This window comes from Flavobacterium sp. (assembly GCF_044361015.1).
Classification (GTDB): Bacteria; Bacteroidota; Bacteroidia; order Flavobacteriales; family Flavobacteriaceae; genus Flavobacterium.
This window is the reverse complement of sequence record NZ_JBIKJL010000058.1, coordinates 1-12,809: the sequence shown is the minus strand read 5'-3', so window position 1 is coordinate 12,809 and position 12,809 is coordinate 1. Positions and strand designations below refer to the sequence as shown.

The following is a 12,809-nucleotide window of genomic DNA, read 5'->3' as shown; positions in this document are numbered from 1 at the left end:
AAATCAGCCCAATGGGAGTAGGATGGGACGGAACCTTCAACGGAGAAGCCCTGCCTTCAACAGATTACTGGTTTACGGTGGAGTATGAAGAGCAAGGAGAAGCAAAAGTATTTAAAGCACATTTTTCGTTAAAACGATAAAAATAATATTAAAAATTTAACTCCTAATGTTTTCGTCAGGAGTTTTTTTATCGATCAAACAACACCTATGCCTAACTTAATCATTTTTATTACCGTTTTGACGATTATAAAGTATAATAATGATTCTAAGGACTAGATTTACAGCAGGTTAATAAATACTGCCTAGATGAAAAGAATTGTTTTAGTTTTATTTGCTGTTTTATTTTTAGTAGGATGTGAATCGGAATCGGTAGAAACTCAACCACAGGCATTAACTATTCCTGAATGGTTAAAATGGAGTTACGAAGGAGTACATACGAAAGAAAATCTTGTGATTTCTAATAAAAAATCACCTTTAAGGTGGAGCAAACAGTATATGAATTTGAAGTAAACCAAATACTTTCACACCAAGAGGAAGAAAACAGATTTATAATTCAAACCGCGTCATATATTTTGATTTTTAATAAAACCAATTTGCAAACAAAAAAAAATTTTCAATTTAATGAATTATATCTTGGGTGGTTTAAAAAACGATTTGTGAAATAGATTTTATCTTAGTTAATTATAAAAAGAAAACCTTTCATGTAACCAAACTTGAAAGGTTTTTAATTAGCACAAAAATTATAATTAGTTTTTATAAACTTTTAAAGCCTCTTTAAGTATTTGAACTGATTTAACCAAATCTTCTTTTTTCAATACATAAGCAATTCGAACTTCATCTAATCCAACACCTGGCGTAGAATAGAATCCAGCAGCAGGAGCGACCATTACTGTTTCTCCATTGTATTCATACGTTTCAAGTAACCATTGTGCAAAATGATCGGCATTTTTTACCGGAAGTTTGGCTATGCAATAAAAAGCTCCTTTGGGAGTAGCTACTTTAACTCCTTCAATTTTATTTAATTCTTCAATTAGAATGTCACGACGACCTCTGTATTCCGTAATCACTTCGTCAAAATAACTTTGTGGCGTATCTAGCGCTGCTTCACTGGCAATTTGAGCAAAAGTGGGAGGACTTAATCGTGCTTGAGCAAATTTCATAGCAGTTGTCATCAACTCTTTATTTTTGGAAACAATGCAACCAATTCTTGCCCCACACATACTGTAACGTTTAGAAACAGAATCAATCATAATGGCATTTTGTTCCAATCCCGGTACATTCATCACAGAGAAATGTTCTTCACCGTCATAAATGAATTCGCGATAAACTTCATCCGCAATAAAAAATAAATCATGTTTTTTAACTAATTCAGCTAATTGAAAAATTTCTTCTTTGGAATACAAGTAACCGGTTGGATTGCCGGGATTACAAATTAAAATTGCTTTGGTTTTAGGAGAAATTAATTTTTCGAAAGAAGCAATAGGAGGTAAAGCAAAACCTTCGTCAATGGTAGAAATTACCGGCACAACTTTCACACCTGAAGCTGTAGAAAAACCATTGTAATTTGCATAGAATGGTTCCGGTATGATGATTTCATCTCCTGCATCTAAACAGCTTCCCATTGCAAACAATAAAGCTTCCGAACCACCGGTAGTAATAATGATGTCTTCAATGTTTATTGGCAAACCGTGTGTGGTATAATAGACTGATAGTTTTCTTCTGTAACTCTCAAAACCTGCAGAGTGACTGTATTCTAACACCGAAATGTCTAAATTTTTAATCGAATTCATGGCCACTTCCGGAGTTTTAATATCCGGCTGACCAATATTCAAATGGTATACTTTCAGACCTTTCTTTTTAGCCATTTCAGAATAAGGAACCAACTTACGAATAGGAGACTCCGGCATTTCTTTGCCTTTATTGGATATTTTTGGCATATCGTTATTTTTGAACTGCAAATTTGCAAATTTTTTTATTCAGACCCAATCTTTTAAAGGATATATTTAAGGATAAGAAAATTCTTTTCTTTTTTTTGTAATTTTATGTTTTATATATATTTTGTAAGTCAATTTCTTAATTACAGTTTTGTTTTAAAAAGGATTTTATAAAAAAAAGCTTTTCAAAAAGAAGAGCTTTATTTTTATTGCATTGGACCTACATTTTTCTTTTCCAATAAATTTACTTCCGGACGTTCTAAAACCTCACCTTTGATTTTTAGATGAACTGTTCCGTTTTCATAATTTACAGCATTACTTTCAACGGTAATACTTTTTCGAATAGGGCCGGTCGCCATGTTATATTTAACTTCAATTTTATCCGATTTCCCTGGCATAATTGGTGCTTTGGGTTTTGATGGAACAGTACAACCACAAGTAGACTGTACATTTGTGATAATTAAAGGAGCATTTCCGGTATTAGTAAATTCAAAAACCCTGACACCATTGTCTGAATCTTTATATATTTTACCATAATCTATTGTATTATCGTCGGCTTTAAAAACAATTTTAGGGCCATTTTGTGCAAACGCAGAAAAGTTCAATAAGCCAACAATTGTAAAAAAGAATATTTTTTTCATGGTGATGTGTTATGGGTTGTGTAAAATTAATCACTTTTTATTAAAGTACAAATACAAATTTGATTTTTAATACTCTAACGAAATCATTACTTTTGCTGAATAGTACAAAAATTAGACCAAAAATTTAGTAATTGTTTTAATCAATTGCTATTTATTGCAAACCGATAACCAATTTCACATGTCAATTCCTGCACAATTTGATGCCAAACAAGCCGAGAAGAAATGGTATCACTACTGGATGAAAAATAATTATTTTCATTCAGAACCAGACCATAGAACGCCTTATACTATCGTAATCCCACCACCGAATGTGACAGGAGTATTACACATGGGACATATGTTGAATAATACTATTCAGGATGTTTTGATTCGACGTGCTCGTTTGAAAGGAATGAATGCCTGTTGGGTTCCGGGAACAGACCATGCCTCTATTGCTACAGAAGCAAAAGTAGTAGCTAAATTGAAAACAGAAGGAATCAATAAAGAGGATTTAACTCGAGAAGAATTTTTGAAGCATGCTTGGGAATGGACAGATAAACATGGTGGAATTATTTTAGAACAGTTGAAAAAATTGGGTTGTTCTTGCGATTGGGATAGAACAAAATTTACAATGGATGATGACATGAGTGCTTCGGTTGTCAAATCGTTCGTTGATTTATACAACAAAGGGTTGATTTATCGCGGCTATAGAATGGTCAATTGGGATCCGGAAGCAAAAACCACACTTTCAGATGAAGAAGTAATATATGAAGAACGCCAAGGGAAATTATATTTTCTGAATTATAAAATTGAAGGCTCTACGGAATCAGTCACTATTGCAACAACTCGTCCAGAAACAATATTAGGAGACACTGCAATTTGTATTAACCCAAATGACGAACGTTTTGCCCATTTAAAAGGTAAAAAAGCGATTGTTCCTATTTGTAATCGAGTGATTCCAATTATTTTTGATGACTATGTAGATATGGAATTTGGTACCGGTTGCTTAAAAGTTACACCGGCACATGATGTTAATGATAAAGAATTAGGAAATAGACATAACCTGGATATCATTGACATTTTCAATGAAAATGCAACGTTAAACAATTATGGATTGCATTATCAAGGAAAAGACCGTTTTGTGGTTCGAGATGAGATTGTAATTGAATTAGAATCTCTTGGGCATATTGCCAAAATTGAAAATCACATTAATAAAGTTGGAACTTCCGAACGGACAAAAGCGGTTATTGAACCTCGTTTATCTGATCAATGGTTTTTGAAAATGGAAGATTTGGTTAAACCGGCATTTAAGGCCGTAATGGAAACTGAAGAAATAAAATTATATCCAAATCGATTTAATAATACCTATAAACATTGGTTAGAAAATATCCGAGATTGGAATATCTCCCGACAGTTGTGGTGGGGTCAACAAATTCCTGCTTATTTCTATGGAGACGGAAAAGAAGATTATGTGGTTGCTGAATCTATCGAGGAAGCCTTGGAATTAGCTAAAGTAAAAACCAATAATCCGCAACTTGCAATAAATAATCTTAAACAAGATGCAGATGCATTAGATACTTGGTTCTCTTCCTGGTTGTGGCCAATGGCTGTTTTTGGTGGAATTTTGGAACCTGAAAATAAAGATTTTAAGTACTATTACCCAACCAATGATTTAGTAACCGGTCCGGATATTTTATTCTTCTGGGTGGCAAGAATGATTATTGCAGGTTATGAATATACAGGGAAGAAACCTTTCAAGAATGTCTATTTAACGGGATTGGTTCGCGACAAGCAACGCCGAAAAATGTCGAAGTCATTAGGAAATTCTCCTGATCCGTTAGATTTGATTGAGAAATATGGTGCTGATGGTGTTCGGGTTGGCTTATTGCTAAGTGCTTCTGCCGGAAACGATATTATGTTTGATGAAGAGTTATGCAATAATGGAAAAGCTTTCGCTAATAAAATATGGAATGCCTTCAAATTGATAAATGGTTGGGAAGTAATTGATTCTATTCCACAACCAGAAAGTTCAAAAATTGCAATTGCTTGGTATGAAGCAAAATTAGAAAAAACGTTAGCTGAAATTGAAGATCAGTTTGAAAAATATCGTTTATCAGATGCATTAATGGCAATTTATAAACTCGTTTGGGATGATTTCTGTTCATGGTTTTTGGAAATGATAAAACCAAGTTATCAACAACCAATTGATAAAGTAACCTATACAAGAGCTATTGCTGCGTTAGAAGCGAATTTAAAATTGTTACATCCGTTTATGCCTTTTTTGACAGAAGAAATTTGGCAAAATTTAGCAGAACGCTCACCGAAGCAAGCCTTAATGATTTCAGAATGGCCTACTATAGGGAATACAAATGCTGATTTGATAGTAGAATTTGAATTTGCTACTGAAGTGATTGCCGGTTTAAGAACAATTCGTAAAGACAAAAATATTCCATTTAAAGAAGCCATCGAATTGAAGGTTATCAATCATGAAAATGCCTCAAAAGAGTTTGATTCAGTTATAATTAAATTAGGAAATGTTTCTTCCATAGATTACATTTCTGAACAAGAAAATGGAGCTTTAACTTATAGAGTAAAATCTAATGAATATTTTATACCTATTAGTGGTGCAATTAATGTAGAAGAAGAAGTAGCGAAATTGCAGGAAGAATTAAAATACACGAATGGTTTTTTAAATTCAGTAAGAGCAAAGCTATCAAATGAAAAATTTGTTTCAGGTGCTCCTGAAAAAGTTATCGAAATGGAACGCAAAAAAGAAGCCGATGCTTTAGCTAAAATAGCTACAATCGAGCAAAGTTTAGCAAGTTTGAAATAGTATAAAAAAGGTACAAACCAAAAAAGTCCCTATTTTTAGGGACTTTTTGTTGTTATAATAATAGCTTTTAATTTATTTAATGGTTGTAGCGGATGTATATTTTTCTTCTATTTTATCCCAATTGATTACATTGAAAAATCCTTCTAAGTAATCTTTTCGTTTGTTTTGGTGTTTCAAATAATAGGCATGTTCCCAAACATCAACATTTAAAATGGGTGTTCCGGTATTTCCTAATTTTGTCATTAAAGGATTATCTTGATTAGCAGTAGAAATAATTGTTAGTTTACCGGTTTTATCCAAAATCAGCCATGCCCATCCTGAACCGAATTGTTTCATACCAGCTTCAATAAATTGGGTTTTAAAATCTGCAAAACTACCAAAATCTTTTGTTATCGCTTCCGCAAGAGCTCCTTTAGGTTCTCCGCCTTTATTAGCTCCCATAATTTCCCAAAAGAAGTTATGATTGTAATAACCACCACCATTGTTACGAACAGCTTTGTTTTCAGGATCTAATTTTTTAAAGATATCTTCAATGGACATGTTTGCCATTTCAGTTCCGGCAATTGCTTTGTTCAAATTATTAGCATAAGTTAAATGGTGTTTAGAATAATGAATTTCCATTGTCTTAGCATCAATATAAGGCTCTAGAGCATTATAAGCGTAGGGAAGGGCTACCATTTCAAAAGCACCGCCTTCATCAACTTTTACATCAGCAGGATTCCCCATTTCAGTTACTACTACTTCCTTTTCAGGAAGTGGAACTTCCACAACTTCTTCTAATTTTTTGTTATTATTACAACTAATAAGTGTTGTGATAACAAGAGCAGATAGTATTACATTTTTTTTCATGAGATTATTTTTTATTTAACAATGAATTGATTGTTTCGATATAAAGTTCTTTGGCTTCATCGGATGAAATGTGACTTATTTGCATCCAAGCATTGGTTTTAAATGCATTTCGCAAATCGTTTGAAGAGGGTTGTGTGTAGCCCACCATACCATGAGTTGCCTGTTTGTAGTAAGCGTAAATACGCAACATCACGTCCGGAGGTAATGTTTCGGTCATGTTGGAAGCTTTCTCAAAAGCTTCTCGAAATCGAGTATCTAAATCTTTTTCAGCCATGAATTATTTTTCGGCAACTACAGTTTCTCCTCCTTTTACAGTTTGATTAAGCGTCACCTTAATTTTTGTACCTAAAGGTAAGAATAAATCAACACGTGAACCAAATTTTATAAATCCGGCATCTGTTCCTTGAACTACTTGCATTCCTTCTTGTGCATAATTTACAATTCTACGTGCTAAAGCACCAGCAATTTGACGGTATAAAATTTCGCCAAAAATTCTATTTTCAATAACAACAGTAGTTCTTTCATTTTCAGTACTAGCTTTTGGATGCCACGCAACTAAGTATTTACCGGGATGGTATTTACTGAAATTAATTTTTCCGTTTGTGGCATATCTAGTAACATGAACATTGATTGGCGACATGAAAATGGAAACTTGTAAGCGTTTATGTTTAAAATACTCTGGTTCAAAAACCTCTTCAATAACTACTACTTTTCCATCAACCGGGGCGATAATATGGTTATCATCAAAAGGTGTGTTTCGTTTTGGATTTCTGAAAAATTGTAAAATCAGAATTAGAAATAAAAGTCCAATAGTTTGAACAGTCATTCTTAACCAAACTAACGAAATGAATTCATCTGCCAATAGAATCCAAGCAGTTACAATTACTGTAGCAATTAAAATAATTTTAGCTCCTTCTTTATGAAACATAATTTAAAATTTGGTAAAACAAAAAAATGAATGGTGCAACAAAAATCATACTGTCCAAACGATCTAATATGCCACCGTGTCCGGGCATAATTTTCCCGCTGTCTTTTACACCGGCTATTCGCTTAAATCTCGACTGAATTAAATCACCCAGCGTTGCAAATATACTAACTAAAACGGCTGTTCCAATCCAAATGGTTAAATTGGTAGTATTCAGTAAATATTTTGCAATAATAATACCAGCAATAATTGTAAACACAAAACCACCAATGAATCCTTCGATAGTTTTTTTAGGCGAAATCCGTTCATATAATTTATGTTTACCAATCGATTTTCCCACTAAATAAGCAAAAGTGTCATTGGTCCAAATTAAAACAAAAATTCCGATGATAATTTTAGGGTTGTAACCGGAAAGTCCGAATGGAATTTTAGTGATAATTACAAATGGAAAAATTATATAACCAATTAAATAAAGCCACTTTTCAAAATTGGTAATCGTTTTTTCTTTTGTTGAAAATAGAGAATACAATAATTTGAAGGAGACCAAAACGGTGAAAATTGTTATTATTCCATCTTGAAAGGGATAAAATGTAGAATCACAAAATAGTGCAAATAGTGCAACTGCGAAAACCGCTGGAATACTTTTTGGAAGGTCTACTAACTTACAAAATTCAAATGTTGTTAAGCCCAAAAAACCACCAAACAATATATAAAAAGATAGTTCTTGTAAAATACAGCCTACTAGTAAAACAATATAAACTAAACCAGATAAAGCTCTTGTAATCGTTTCATTCATTTTATAAGTCTTCTAAAAGCAATAAGTACAGGTTTTTAGCTGCACTTCCATATTGAAGAAAATCTTCTTCTTTTGCTTTTTCGAAATATTTAATAGTAGTAATATTAGTTGGGTAATCTTTAACGTAACTTTTTTTTATTTCTCTTAAACCGTCACTTTTACTTTCTAAGATTTGACTGGTTGTAGCAAAAACAATCATATTTGCAGGAAGTTCGTGTGGTTTGTTTTGTTTAATTTGATTTGAAGTTAATAAAACAGAGCCTTCATCAGCTATTAGATTTTCACAACTGGTCAATAAAAATTTCGGGTTTACCGGATTTTTAAAATTGAGTTTGTTTTCGTCTAATAAATGGAAAAGTTTTGGTTCAAAACAAACTGCTTCACACTCAAACCAATCGTTTTCTTCTAAGATGTTTAAGAATTGTTCTTTAATTTCTTCTAAGTTTTCACAATACAAAAATTTACCTCCATTTTTTTTGAAATTGAAAGTAAATAATTCATCTACAGGAATTTTGTTATCCGGATTAAAAGGACTGGCATCTTTTTCCTTATTCTCTTCTGAAGCCTCGTTTCCGGAACCAAATAACTTTTTAAAAAGACTCATACTATTTTTAACAATTGTACTTGTTGTAATTGAAAACGTTCAAAGATAAAAAAAACTCAATTCAAATTTCATATTGAATTAAGTTTTTTCTGTTTTTTATTAAAATATCTTTTAAAAATTATTCCCCTACTGAAACATGTGATTCAACTCCAAAAGTTCTTTTTCCGAAAATAGTTTCTAAATCATCTTTGAAAATAACTTCTTTTTCAATTAATATGTCAGCTAATAGAATTAATTTATCTTTATTTTCCTCCAAAAGTTTGATAGCACGTTGGTATTGACTTTCAATTAAATTTGAAATTTCTTTATCAATGGTAACCGCGGTTTCTTCGGAATATGGTTTTGAAAAACTATATTCACCTTGACCCGAAGAATCGTAATAAGTGACATTTCCTAATTTTTCATTTAAACCATAAATGGTTACCATCGCTCGGGCTTGTTTAGTCACCTTTTCTAAATCACTTAAAGCTCCTGTAGAAATTTTGTTGAAGATTACTTTTTCAGCAGCACGTCCACCCATGGTGGCACACATTTCGTCTAACATTTGATCCGGACGAACAATTAAACGTTCTTCAGGTAAATACCAAGCTGCACCTAAACTTTGACCACGAGGCACAATAGTTACTTTTACTAACGGAGCAGCGTGTTCCAGCATCCAACTTACTGTAGCATGACCTGCTTCATGAGTAGCAATTGCTCTTTTTTCATCCGGTGTTACAATTTTATTTTTCTTTTCTAAGCCACCAACAATTCTGTCAACTGCATCTAAAAAATCTTGTTTATCAACTTCTTTTTTGTTATGTCTAGCCGCAATGAGAGCCGCTTCATTACATACATTTGCTATATCTGCACCTGAAAACCCAGGAGTTTGTTTAGCTAAAAAATCAGTATCTAAACCTTCTTGTTTTTTCAAAGGAGCTAAATGCACTTCAAAGATTTCTTTACGTTCCCTAATGTCCGGTAAATCAACATAGATTTGACGATCAAAACGACCTGCTCTCATCAAGGCTTTGTCTAATACATCGGCACGATTGGTAGCTGCTAACACAATAACATTGGTATTGGTTCCAAAGCCATCCATTTCGGTAAGTAATTGATTCAGCGTGTTTTCACGCTCATCATTTGAACCAGACATGTTGTTCTTTCCACGAGCTCTACCGACAGCATCAATCTCATCGATAAAGATAATTGAAGGTGATTTGTCTTTAGCTTGTTTAAATAAATCACGTACTCTGGAGGCTCCTACACCCACAAACATTTCCACAAAATCAGAACCTGAAAGAGAGAAAAATGGAACCTTTGCTTCACCGGCTACCGCTTTTGCTAACAATGTTTTTCCTGTGCCTGGAGGGCCAACTAACAAAGCTCCTTTTGGGATTTTTCCGCCTAGAGCGGTATATTTTTCTGGGTTTTTAAGAAAATCAACAATTTCTTGAACTTCTTCTTTCGCACCTTCTAATCCGGCTACATCTTTGAATGTTACTTTTACATCGGTTTTTTCGTCAAATAGTTTCGCTCTTGATTTTCCGATATTAAAAATTTGACCACCGCCGCCGCCTGATCCGCCTGACATACGACGCATAATGATAATCCAGATGACTACAATGAGTATGATTGGTAATAAATTAATTAGAATACCGGACCAATTACTTTTTACTAAATAATTATAATCGGCTAATTTAGTTTCTTTTTTAGCTAATTCCAGTTTTTCCTGAAATAATTTACCATCAGCAATGTTAGGTAAAAGATAATGTGCACCCGTATTTTCACGACCTAATACATCTTTTACAACACCTTTATGTTTTTGATCTTTCAGGGATTCTTTCTTGATATAGATTTCAGCTTCACTGATATTTTCGCCTTTGTTGTAAACCAATACTTTTTCAATTTCACCATTTTCAAGGTATTCGTTGAATTTAGAAATGGTTAATTTACCGGGTTCCTGAAAGGAACTTCCACCGGAAATAACACTGATAAATATAAAAATACCGGCAACTATAAAATAAAGTAACCATGGATTAAATTTAAACTTATTCGAATTCGGAGTAGAATTATTTTCTTTCGCCATTATATATTTTTCTTCTTTAGCAATTTTTAAATTTTATTTGGAATCGTTGTGATTTTTGCATCACCCCATAATCCTTCAATGTTATAAAATTCACGAACATGTTTTTGAAAGACATGAACAACAATATCCACATAATCCATTAAAACCCATTCGGCATTATCTGCCCCTTCAACATGCCAGGGCTTGTCTTTTAGTTCTTTGGAAACCGTTTTTTGAACCGAGTTAACAATAGCGTTAACTTGTGTGTTAGAAGTACCATTGCAAATTATAAAATAATCACAAACTGTGTTTTCAATATCGCGTAAGTCTAATATATCGATGTCATTTCCTTTAACTTCTTCAATTCCTTTGATGATGTTGATTAACAATTCATCTTTACTAACTTTTTTATTCGCCATTTACTATTTTATAATTTCTGCAAAGTTATCAAATTTTGTGTTTATTTTTGATGCTTAACACAAGTTTAAAACAATTTCAGTATAATATTATCTTATGCATATCATCAAACTAAGTGCCACTCCCTCGACAAATGACTATTTAAAGCAATTATACACCAAACAAGTAGTAGCTAATTTTACTATTGTTGTAGCATCAAATCAGTCGAAAGGAAAGGGTCAGATGGGTACTTCGTGGGAATCAGAATCAGGTAAAAACCTCACTTTTAGTATATTGCTAAAAGATTTAATTGTTGATGTAAAGCAATTGTTTACGCTAAATATTTTAGTTTCACTTGCCTTAGTTGAAGTTTTGGAAAGCTATAAAATTCCTAATTTGACTGTCAAATGGCCAAACGACATTATGTCAGGGAATTTAAAATTAGGTGGTATTTTAATTGAGAATAGTATTAAATCAGATGGAGAAGTGATTTCAATAGTAGGAATTGGACTTAATATAAACCAATTATATTTTGAAAAAGCTCCCAATGCAACTTCTTTACATCTAATTTCAGGGAAATCCTTTAATTTAGATGAACTTCTATTAGATTTTTGCACTTCTATTAAACAAAATTTAACGATGTTGGAAAAGGATTCAGAAAAAATATGGGTCAATTATCATCAAAAGTTATTTAAAAAAGTAATTCCGATGGTTTTTGAAGATGTTCATGGAAATAAATTTATGGGAATAATTCAAAAAGTTTCTTATGATGGTTTATTACACATACTTTTAGAAGATGATTCTATTGCTAAATTTGAAGTGAAGGAAATAAAAATGCTATACTAATTACAAAAAAGCCACGCTTTTTTACTAACGTGGCTTTTATTCAACAACTAAACTAAAATTTATTAAAAGCAGTAACTTTTTTCCGCCACTAATTTGGTCGTAATTGTTTCTCTTAATCCTACAATATTTGGCATATTGGTGTATTTTGTAAATCGACGTAAGCCCATTAACATCATACGCTGTTCGTCGCCTTCCGCAAAGGAAATGATGCTTTCTTTTCCTTTTTGTGCCACTACATCAACGGCTTTGTACAAGTATAATTTTGCCATTGCAATTTGTTCTTTTGCTTTTTCTTCACCAACTTTTTTAGCTAACTTTTCAGTACGTAAAACAGTGCTTTCAGCCACATAAATTTCGATTAGCATATCGGCTGCAGCCATTAATAACTGTTGGTGAGCGTCCAAATCCATTCCGTATTTTTGGACGGCTGCTCCGGCAACCATTAAGAAGGCTTTTTTCAATTTGCCAACCATTTCTTTTTCCTCCGAGAATAATTCAGAATAATCCGGTGCGTCGAATGAGGGAATTCCCATTAAGTCTTCTTGTACTTTCATCGCTGGACCTAAAAGATCTACATGACCTTTCATGGCTTTTTTAATTAACATTCCAACCGAAAGCATTCGGTTAATTTCATTCGTACCTTCGTATATCCTAGCAATTCGGGCATCTCTCCAAGCACTTTCCATTGGAGTATCTTCTGAGAATCCCATACCACCATAAATTTGAATGCCTTCATCGGCACAGTTTTGAACATCTTCTGAAACCGCTACTTTTAAAATCGAACATTCGATCGCAAATTCTTCTACACCTTTTAATTCGGCTTCTTGATGTGTTGCACCTTCTGCTTCACGTAATTTAATTCGGTTTTCGATGTCTTTTGCAGCACGGTAGGTAGCACTTTCACCGGCATAAGCAGAAGTGGCCATTTCAGCCAATTTATATCGAATGGCTCCAAATTG

The 12,809-nt window shown here is 33.0% G+C and carries 14 protein-coding genes; 4 read left to right on the top strand and 10 right to left on the bottom strand.

What is annotated here, in order from left to right; genetic code table 11:
* Positions 1 to 11 precede the first annotated feature (11 nt).
* Together ACIQ2Z_RS11235 and ACIQ2Z_RS11230 are read left to right on the top strand one after the other, a co-directional pair.
* On the top strand, positions 12 to 140 hold the full coding sequence (locus ACIQ2Z_RS11235) for a T9SS type B sorting domain-containing protein (protein ID WP_396184239.1): 129 nt from the start codon (positions 12 to 14) through the stop codon (positions 138 to 140).
* Between the two features lie 166 nt (positions 141 to 306).
* On the top strand, positions 307 to 510 hold the full coding sequence (locus ACIQ2Z_RS11230) for a hypothetical protein (RefSeq protein WP_396184238.1): 204 nt from the start codon (positions 307 to 309) through the stop codon (positions 508 to 510).
* 236 nt (positions 511 to 746) lie between these two features.
* Here the strand turns inward: ACIQ2Z_RS11230 and ACIQ2Z_RS11225 are convergent, their stop codons facing one another.
* Both ACIQ2Z_RS11225 and ACIQ2Z_RS11220 read right to left on the bottom strand, forming a co-directional pair.
* Positions 747 to 1,937: a pyridoxal phosphate-dependent aminotransferase gene (locus ACIQ2Z_RS11225; RefSeq protein WP_396184236.1), complete on the bottom strand. Its 1,191-nt coding sequence runs from the start codon at positions 1,935 to 1,937 to the stop codon at positions 747 to 749.
* 203 nt (positions 1,938 to 2,140) lie between these two features.
* Positions 2,141 to 2,575 carry a DUF1573 domain-containing protein gene (locus ACIQ2Z_RS11220; RefSeq protein WP_396184235.1) on the bottom strand — a complete coding sequence of 145 codons (435 nt, stop codon included), beginning with the start codon at positions 2,573 to 2,575 and terminating at the stop codon, positions 2,141 to 2,143.
* A gap of 178 nt (positions 2,576 to 2,753) precedes the next feature.
* Between ACIQ2Z_RS11220 and ACIQ2Z_RS11215 the strand changes: the two genes are divergently transcribed.
* Positions 2,754 to 5,387, top strand: coding sequence for a valine--tRNA ligase (locus ACIQ2Z_RS11215; protein ID WP_396184234.1), 2,634 nt, complete (start codon positions 2,754 to 2,756; stop codon positions 5,385 to 5,387).
* Positions 5,388 to 5,459: 72 nt separating this feature from the next.
* Here the strand turns inward: ACIQ2Z_RS11215 and ACIQ2Z_RS11210 are convergent, their stop codons facing one another.
* The 7 genes from ACIQ2Z_RS11210 to rsfS all read right to left on the bottom strand — a co-directional run bounded on the left by ACIQ2Z_RS11210 (position 5,460) and on the right by rsfS (position 11,027).
* On the bottom strand, positions 5,460 to 6,236 hold the full coding sequence (locus ACIQ2Z_RS11210; RefSeq protein ID WP_396184233.1) for a superoxide dismutase: 777 nt from the start codon (positions 6,234 to 6,236) through the stop codon (positions 5,460 to 5,462).
* A gap of 4 nt (positions 6,237 to 6,240) precedes the next feature.
* On the bottom strand, positions 6,241 to 6,510 hold the full coding sequence (locus tag ACIQ2Z_RS11205; protein ID WP_290861804.1) for an acyl-CoA-binding protein: 270 nt from the start codon (positions 6,508 to 6,510) through the stop codon (positions 6,241 to 6,243).
* A gap of 3 nt (positions 6,511 to 6,513) precedes the next feature.
* Positions 6,514 to 7,164, bottom strand: a complete 651-nt coding sequence (locus ACIQ2Z_RS11200) for a phosphatidylserine decarboxylase family protein (RefSeq protein ID WP_396184232.1) — start codon at positions 7,162 to 7,164, stop codon at positions 6,514 to 6,516.
* A complete protein-coding gene (locus ACIQ2Z_RS11195) occupies positions 7,154 to 7,957 on the bottom strand; it encodes a phosphatidate cytidylyltransferase (RefSeq protein ID WP_396184231.1) in 804 nt (267 codons plus the stop codon). The genes ACIQ2Z_RS11200 and ACIQ2Z_RS11195 overlap by 11 nt, the downstream gene beginning before the upstream one ends.
* 1 nt (position 7,958) lies before the next feature.
* Complete coding sequence (locus ACIQ2Z_RS11190) at positions 7,959 to 8,561, bottom strand: LUD domain-containing protein (protein WP_396184230.1); 603 nt, start codon at positions 8,559 to 8,561, stop codon at positions 7,959 to 7,961.
* Between the two features lie 118 nt (positions 8,562 to 8,679).
* On the bottom strand, positions 8,680 to 10,629 hold the full coding sequence (gene ftsH, locus ACIQ2Z_RS11185; RefSeq protein WP_396184229.1) for an ATP-dependent zinc metalloprotease FtsH: 1,950 nt from the start codon (positions 10,627 to 10,629) through the stop codon (positions 8,680 to 8,682).
* 26 nt (positions 10,630 to 10,655) lie between these two features.
* Positions 10,656 to 11,027 (bottom strand): ribosome silencing factor, encoded by a 372-nt coding sequence (gene rsfS, locus ACIQ2Z_RS11180; protein ID WP_290861813.1) that lies wholly within the window; start codon positions 11,025 to 11,027, stop codon positions 10,656 to 10,658.
* A 94-nt stretch (positions 11,028 to 11,121) separates the two neighbouring features.
* On the opposite strand from rsfS, the gene ACIQ2Z_RS11175 reads away from it, so the two are divergent.
* Entirely contained in the window at positions 11,122 to 11,850 is a 729-nt protein-coding gene (locus ACIQ2Z_RS11175) for a biotin--[acetyl-CoA-carboxylase] ligase (RefSeq protein ID WP_396184228.1), read from the top strand.
* 62 nt (positions 11,851 to 11,912) lie between these two features.
* Here ACIQ2Z_RS11175 and ACIQ2Z_RS11170 read toward each other — a convergent pair.
* The coding region (locus ACIQ2Z_RS11170; RefSeq protein ID WP_396184226.1) for an acyl-CoA dehydrogenase family protein at positions 11,913 to 12,809 on the bottom strand (897 nt) is incomplete at its 5' end.

Excerpts from the sequence above, each read along its gene's own strand:
- ACIQ2Z_RS11235 (WP_396184239.1), top strand. The coding sequence starts at position 12 with ATGGGAGTAGGATGGGACGGAACCTTCAACGGAGAAGCCCTGCCTTCA.
- ACIQ2Z_RS11230 (WP_396184238.1), top strand. The coding sequence starts at position 307 with ATGAAAAGAATTGTTTTAGTTTTATTTGCTGTTTTATTTTTAGTAGGA.
- ACIQ2Z_RS11225 (WP_396184236.1), bottom strand. The coding sequence starts at position 1,937 with ATGCCAAAAATATCCAATAAAGGCAAAGAAATGCCGGAGTCTCCTATT.
- ACIQ2Z_RS11220 (WP_396184235.1), bottom strand. The coding sequence starts at position 2,575 with ATGAAAAAAATATTCTTTTTTACAATTGTTGGCTTATTGAACTTTTCT.
- ACIQ2Z_RS11215 (WP_396184234.1), top strand. The coding sequence starts at position 2,754 with ATGTCAATTCCTGCACAATTTGATGCCAAACAAGCCGAGAAGAAATGG.
- ACIQ2Z_RS11210 (WP_396184233.1), bottom strand. The coding sequence starts at position 6,236 with ATGAAAAAAAATGTAATACTATCTGCTCTTGTTATCACAACACTTATT.
- ACIQ2Z_RS11205 (WP_290861804.1), bottom strand. The coding sequence starts at position 6,510 with ATGGCTGAAAAAGATTTAGATACTCGATTTCGAGAAGCTTTTGAGAAA.
- ACIQ2Z_RS11200 (WP_396184232.1), bottom strand. The coding sequence starts at position 7,164 with ATGTTTCATAAAGAAGGAGCTAAAATTATTTTAATTGCTACAGTAATT.
- ACIQ2Z_RS11195 (WP_396184231.1), bottom strand. The coding sequence starts at position 7,957 with ATGAATGAAACGATTACAAGAGCTTTATCTGGTTTAGTTTATATTGTT.
- ACIQ2Z_RS11190 (WP_396184230.1), bottom strand. The coding sequence starts at position 8,561 with ATGAGTCTTTTTAAAAAGTTATTTGGTTCCGGAAACGAGGCTTCAGAA.
- ftsH (WP_396184229.1), bottom strand. The coding sequence starts at position 10,629 with ATGGCGAAAGAAAATAATTCTACTCCGAATTCGAATAAGTTTAAATTT.
- rsfS (WP_290861813.1), bottom strand. The coding sequence starts at position 11,027 with ATGGCGAATAAAAAAGTTAGTAAAGATGAATTGTTAATCAACATCATC.
- ACIQ2Z_RS11175 (WP_396184228.1), top strand. The coding sequence starts at position 11,122 with ATGCATATCATCAAACTAAGTGCCACTCCCTCGACAAATGACTATTTA.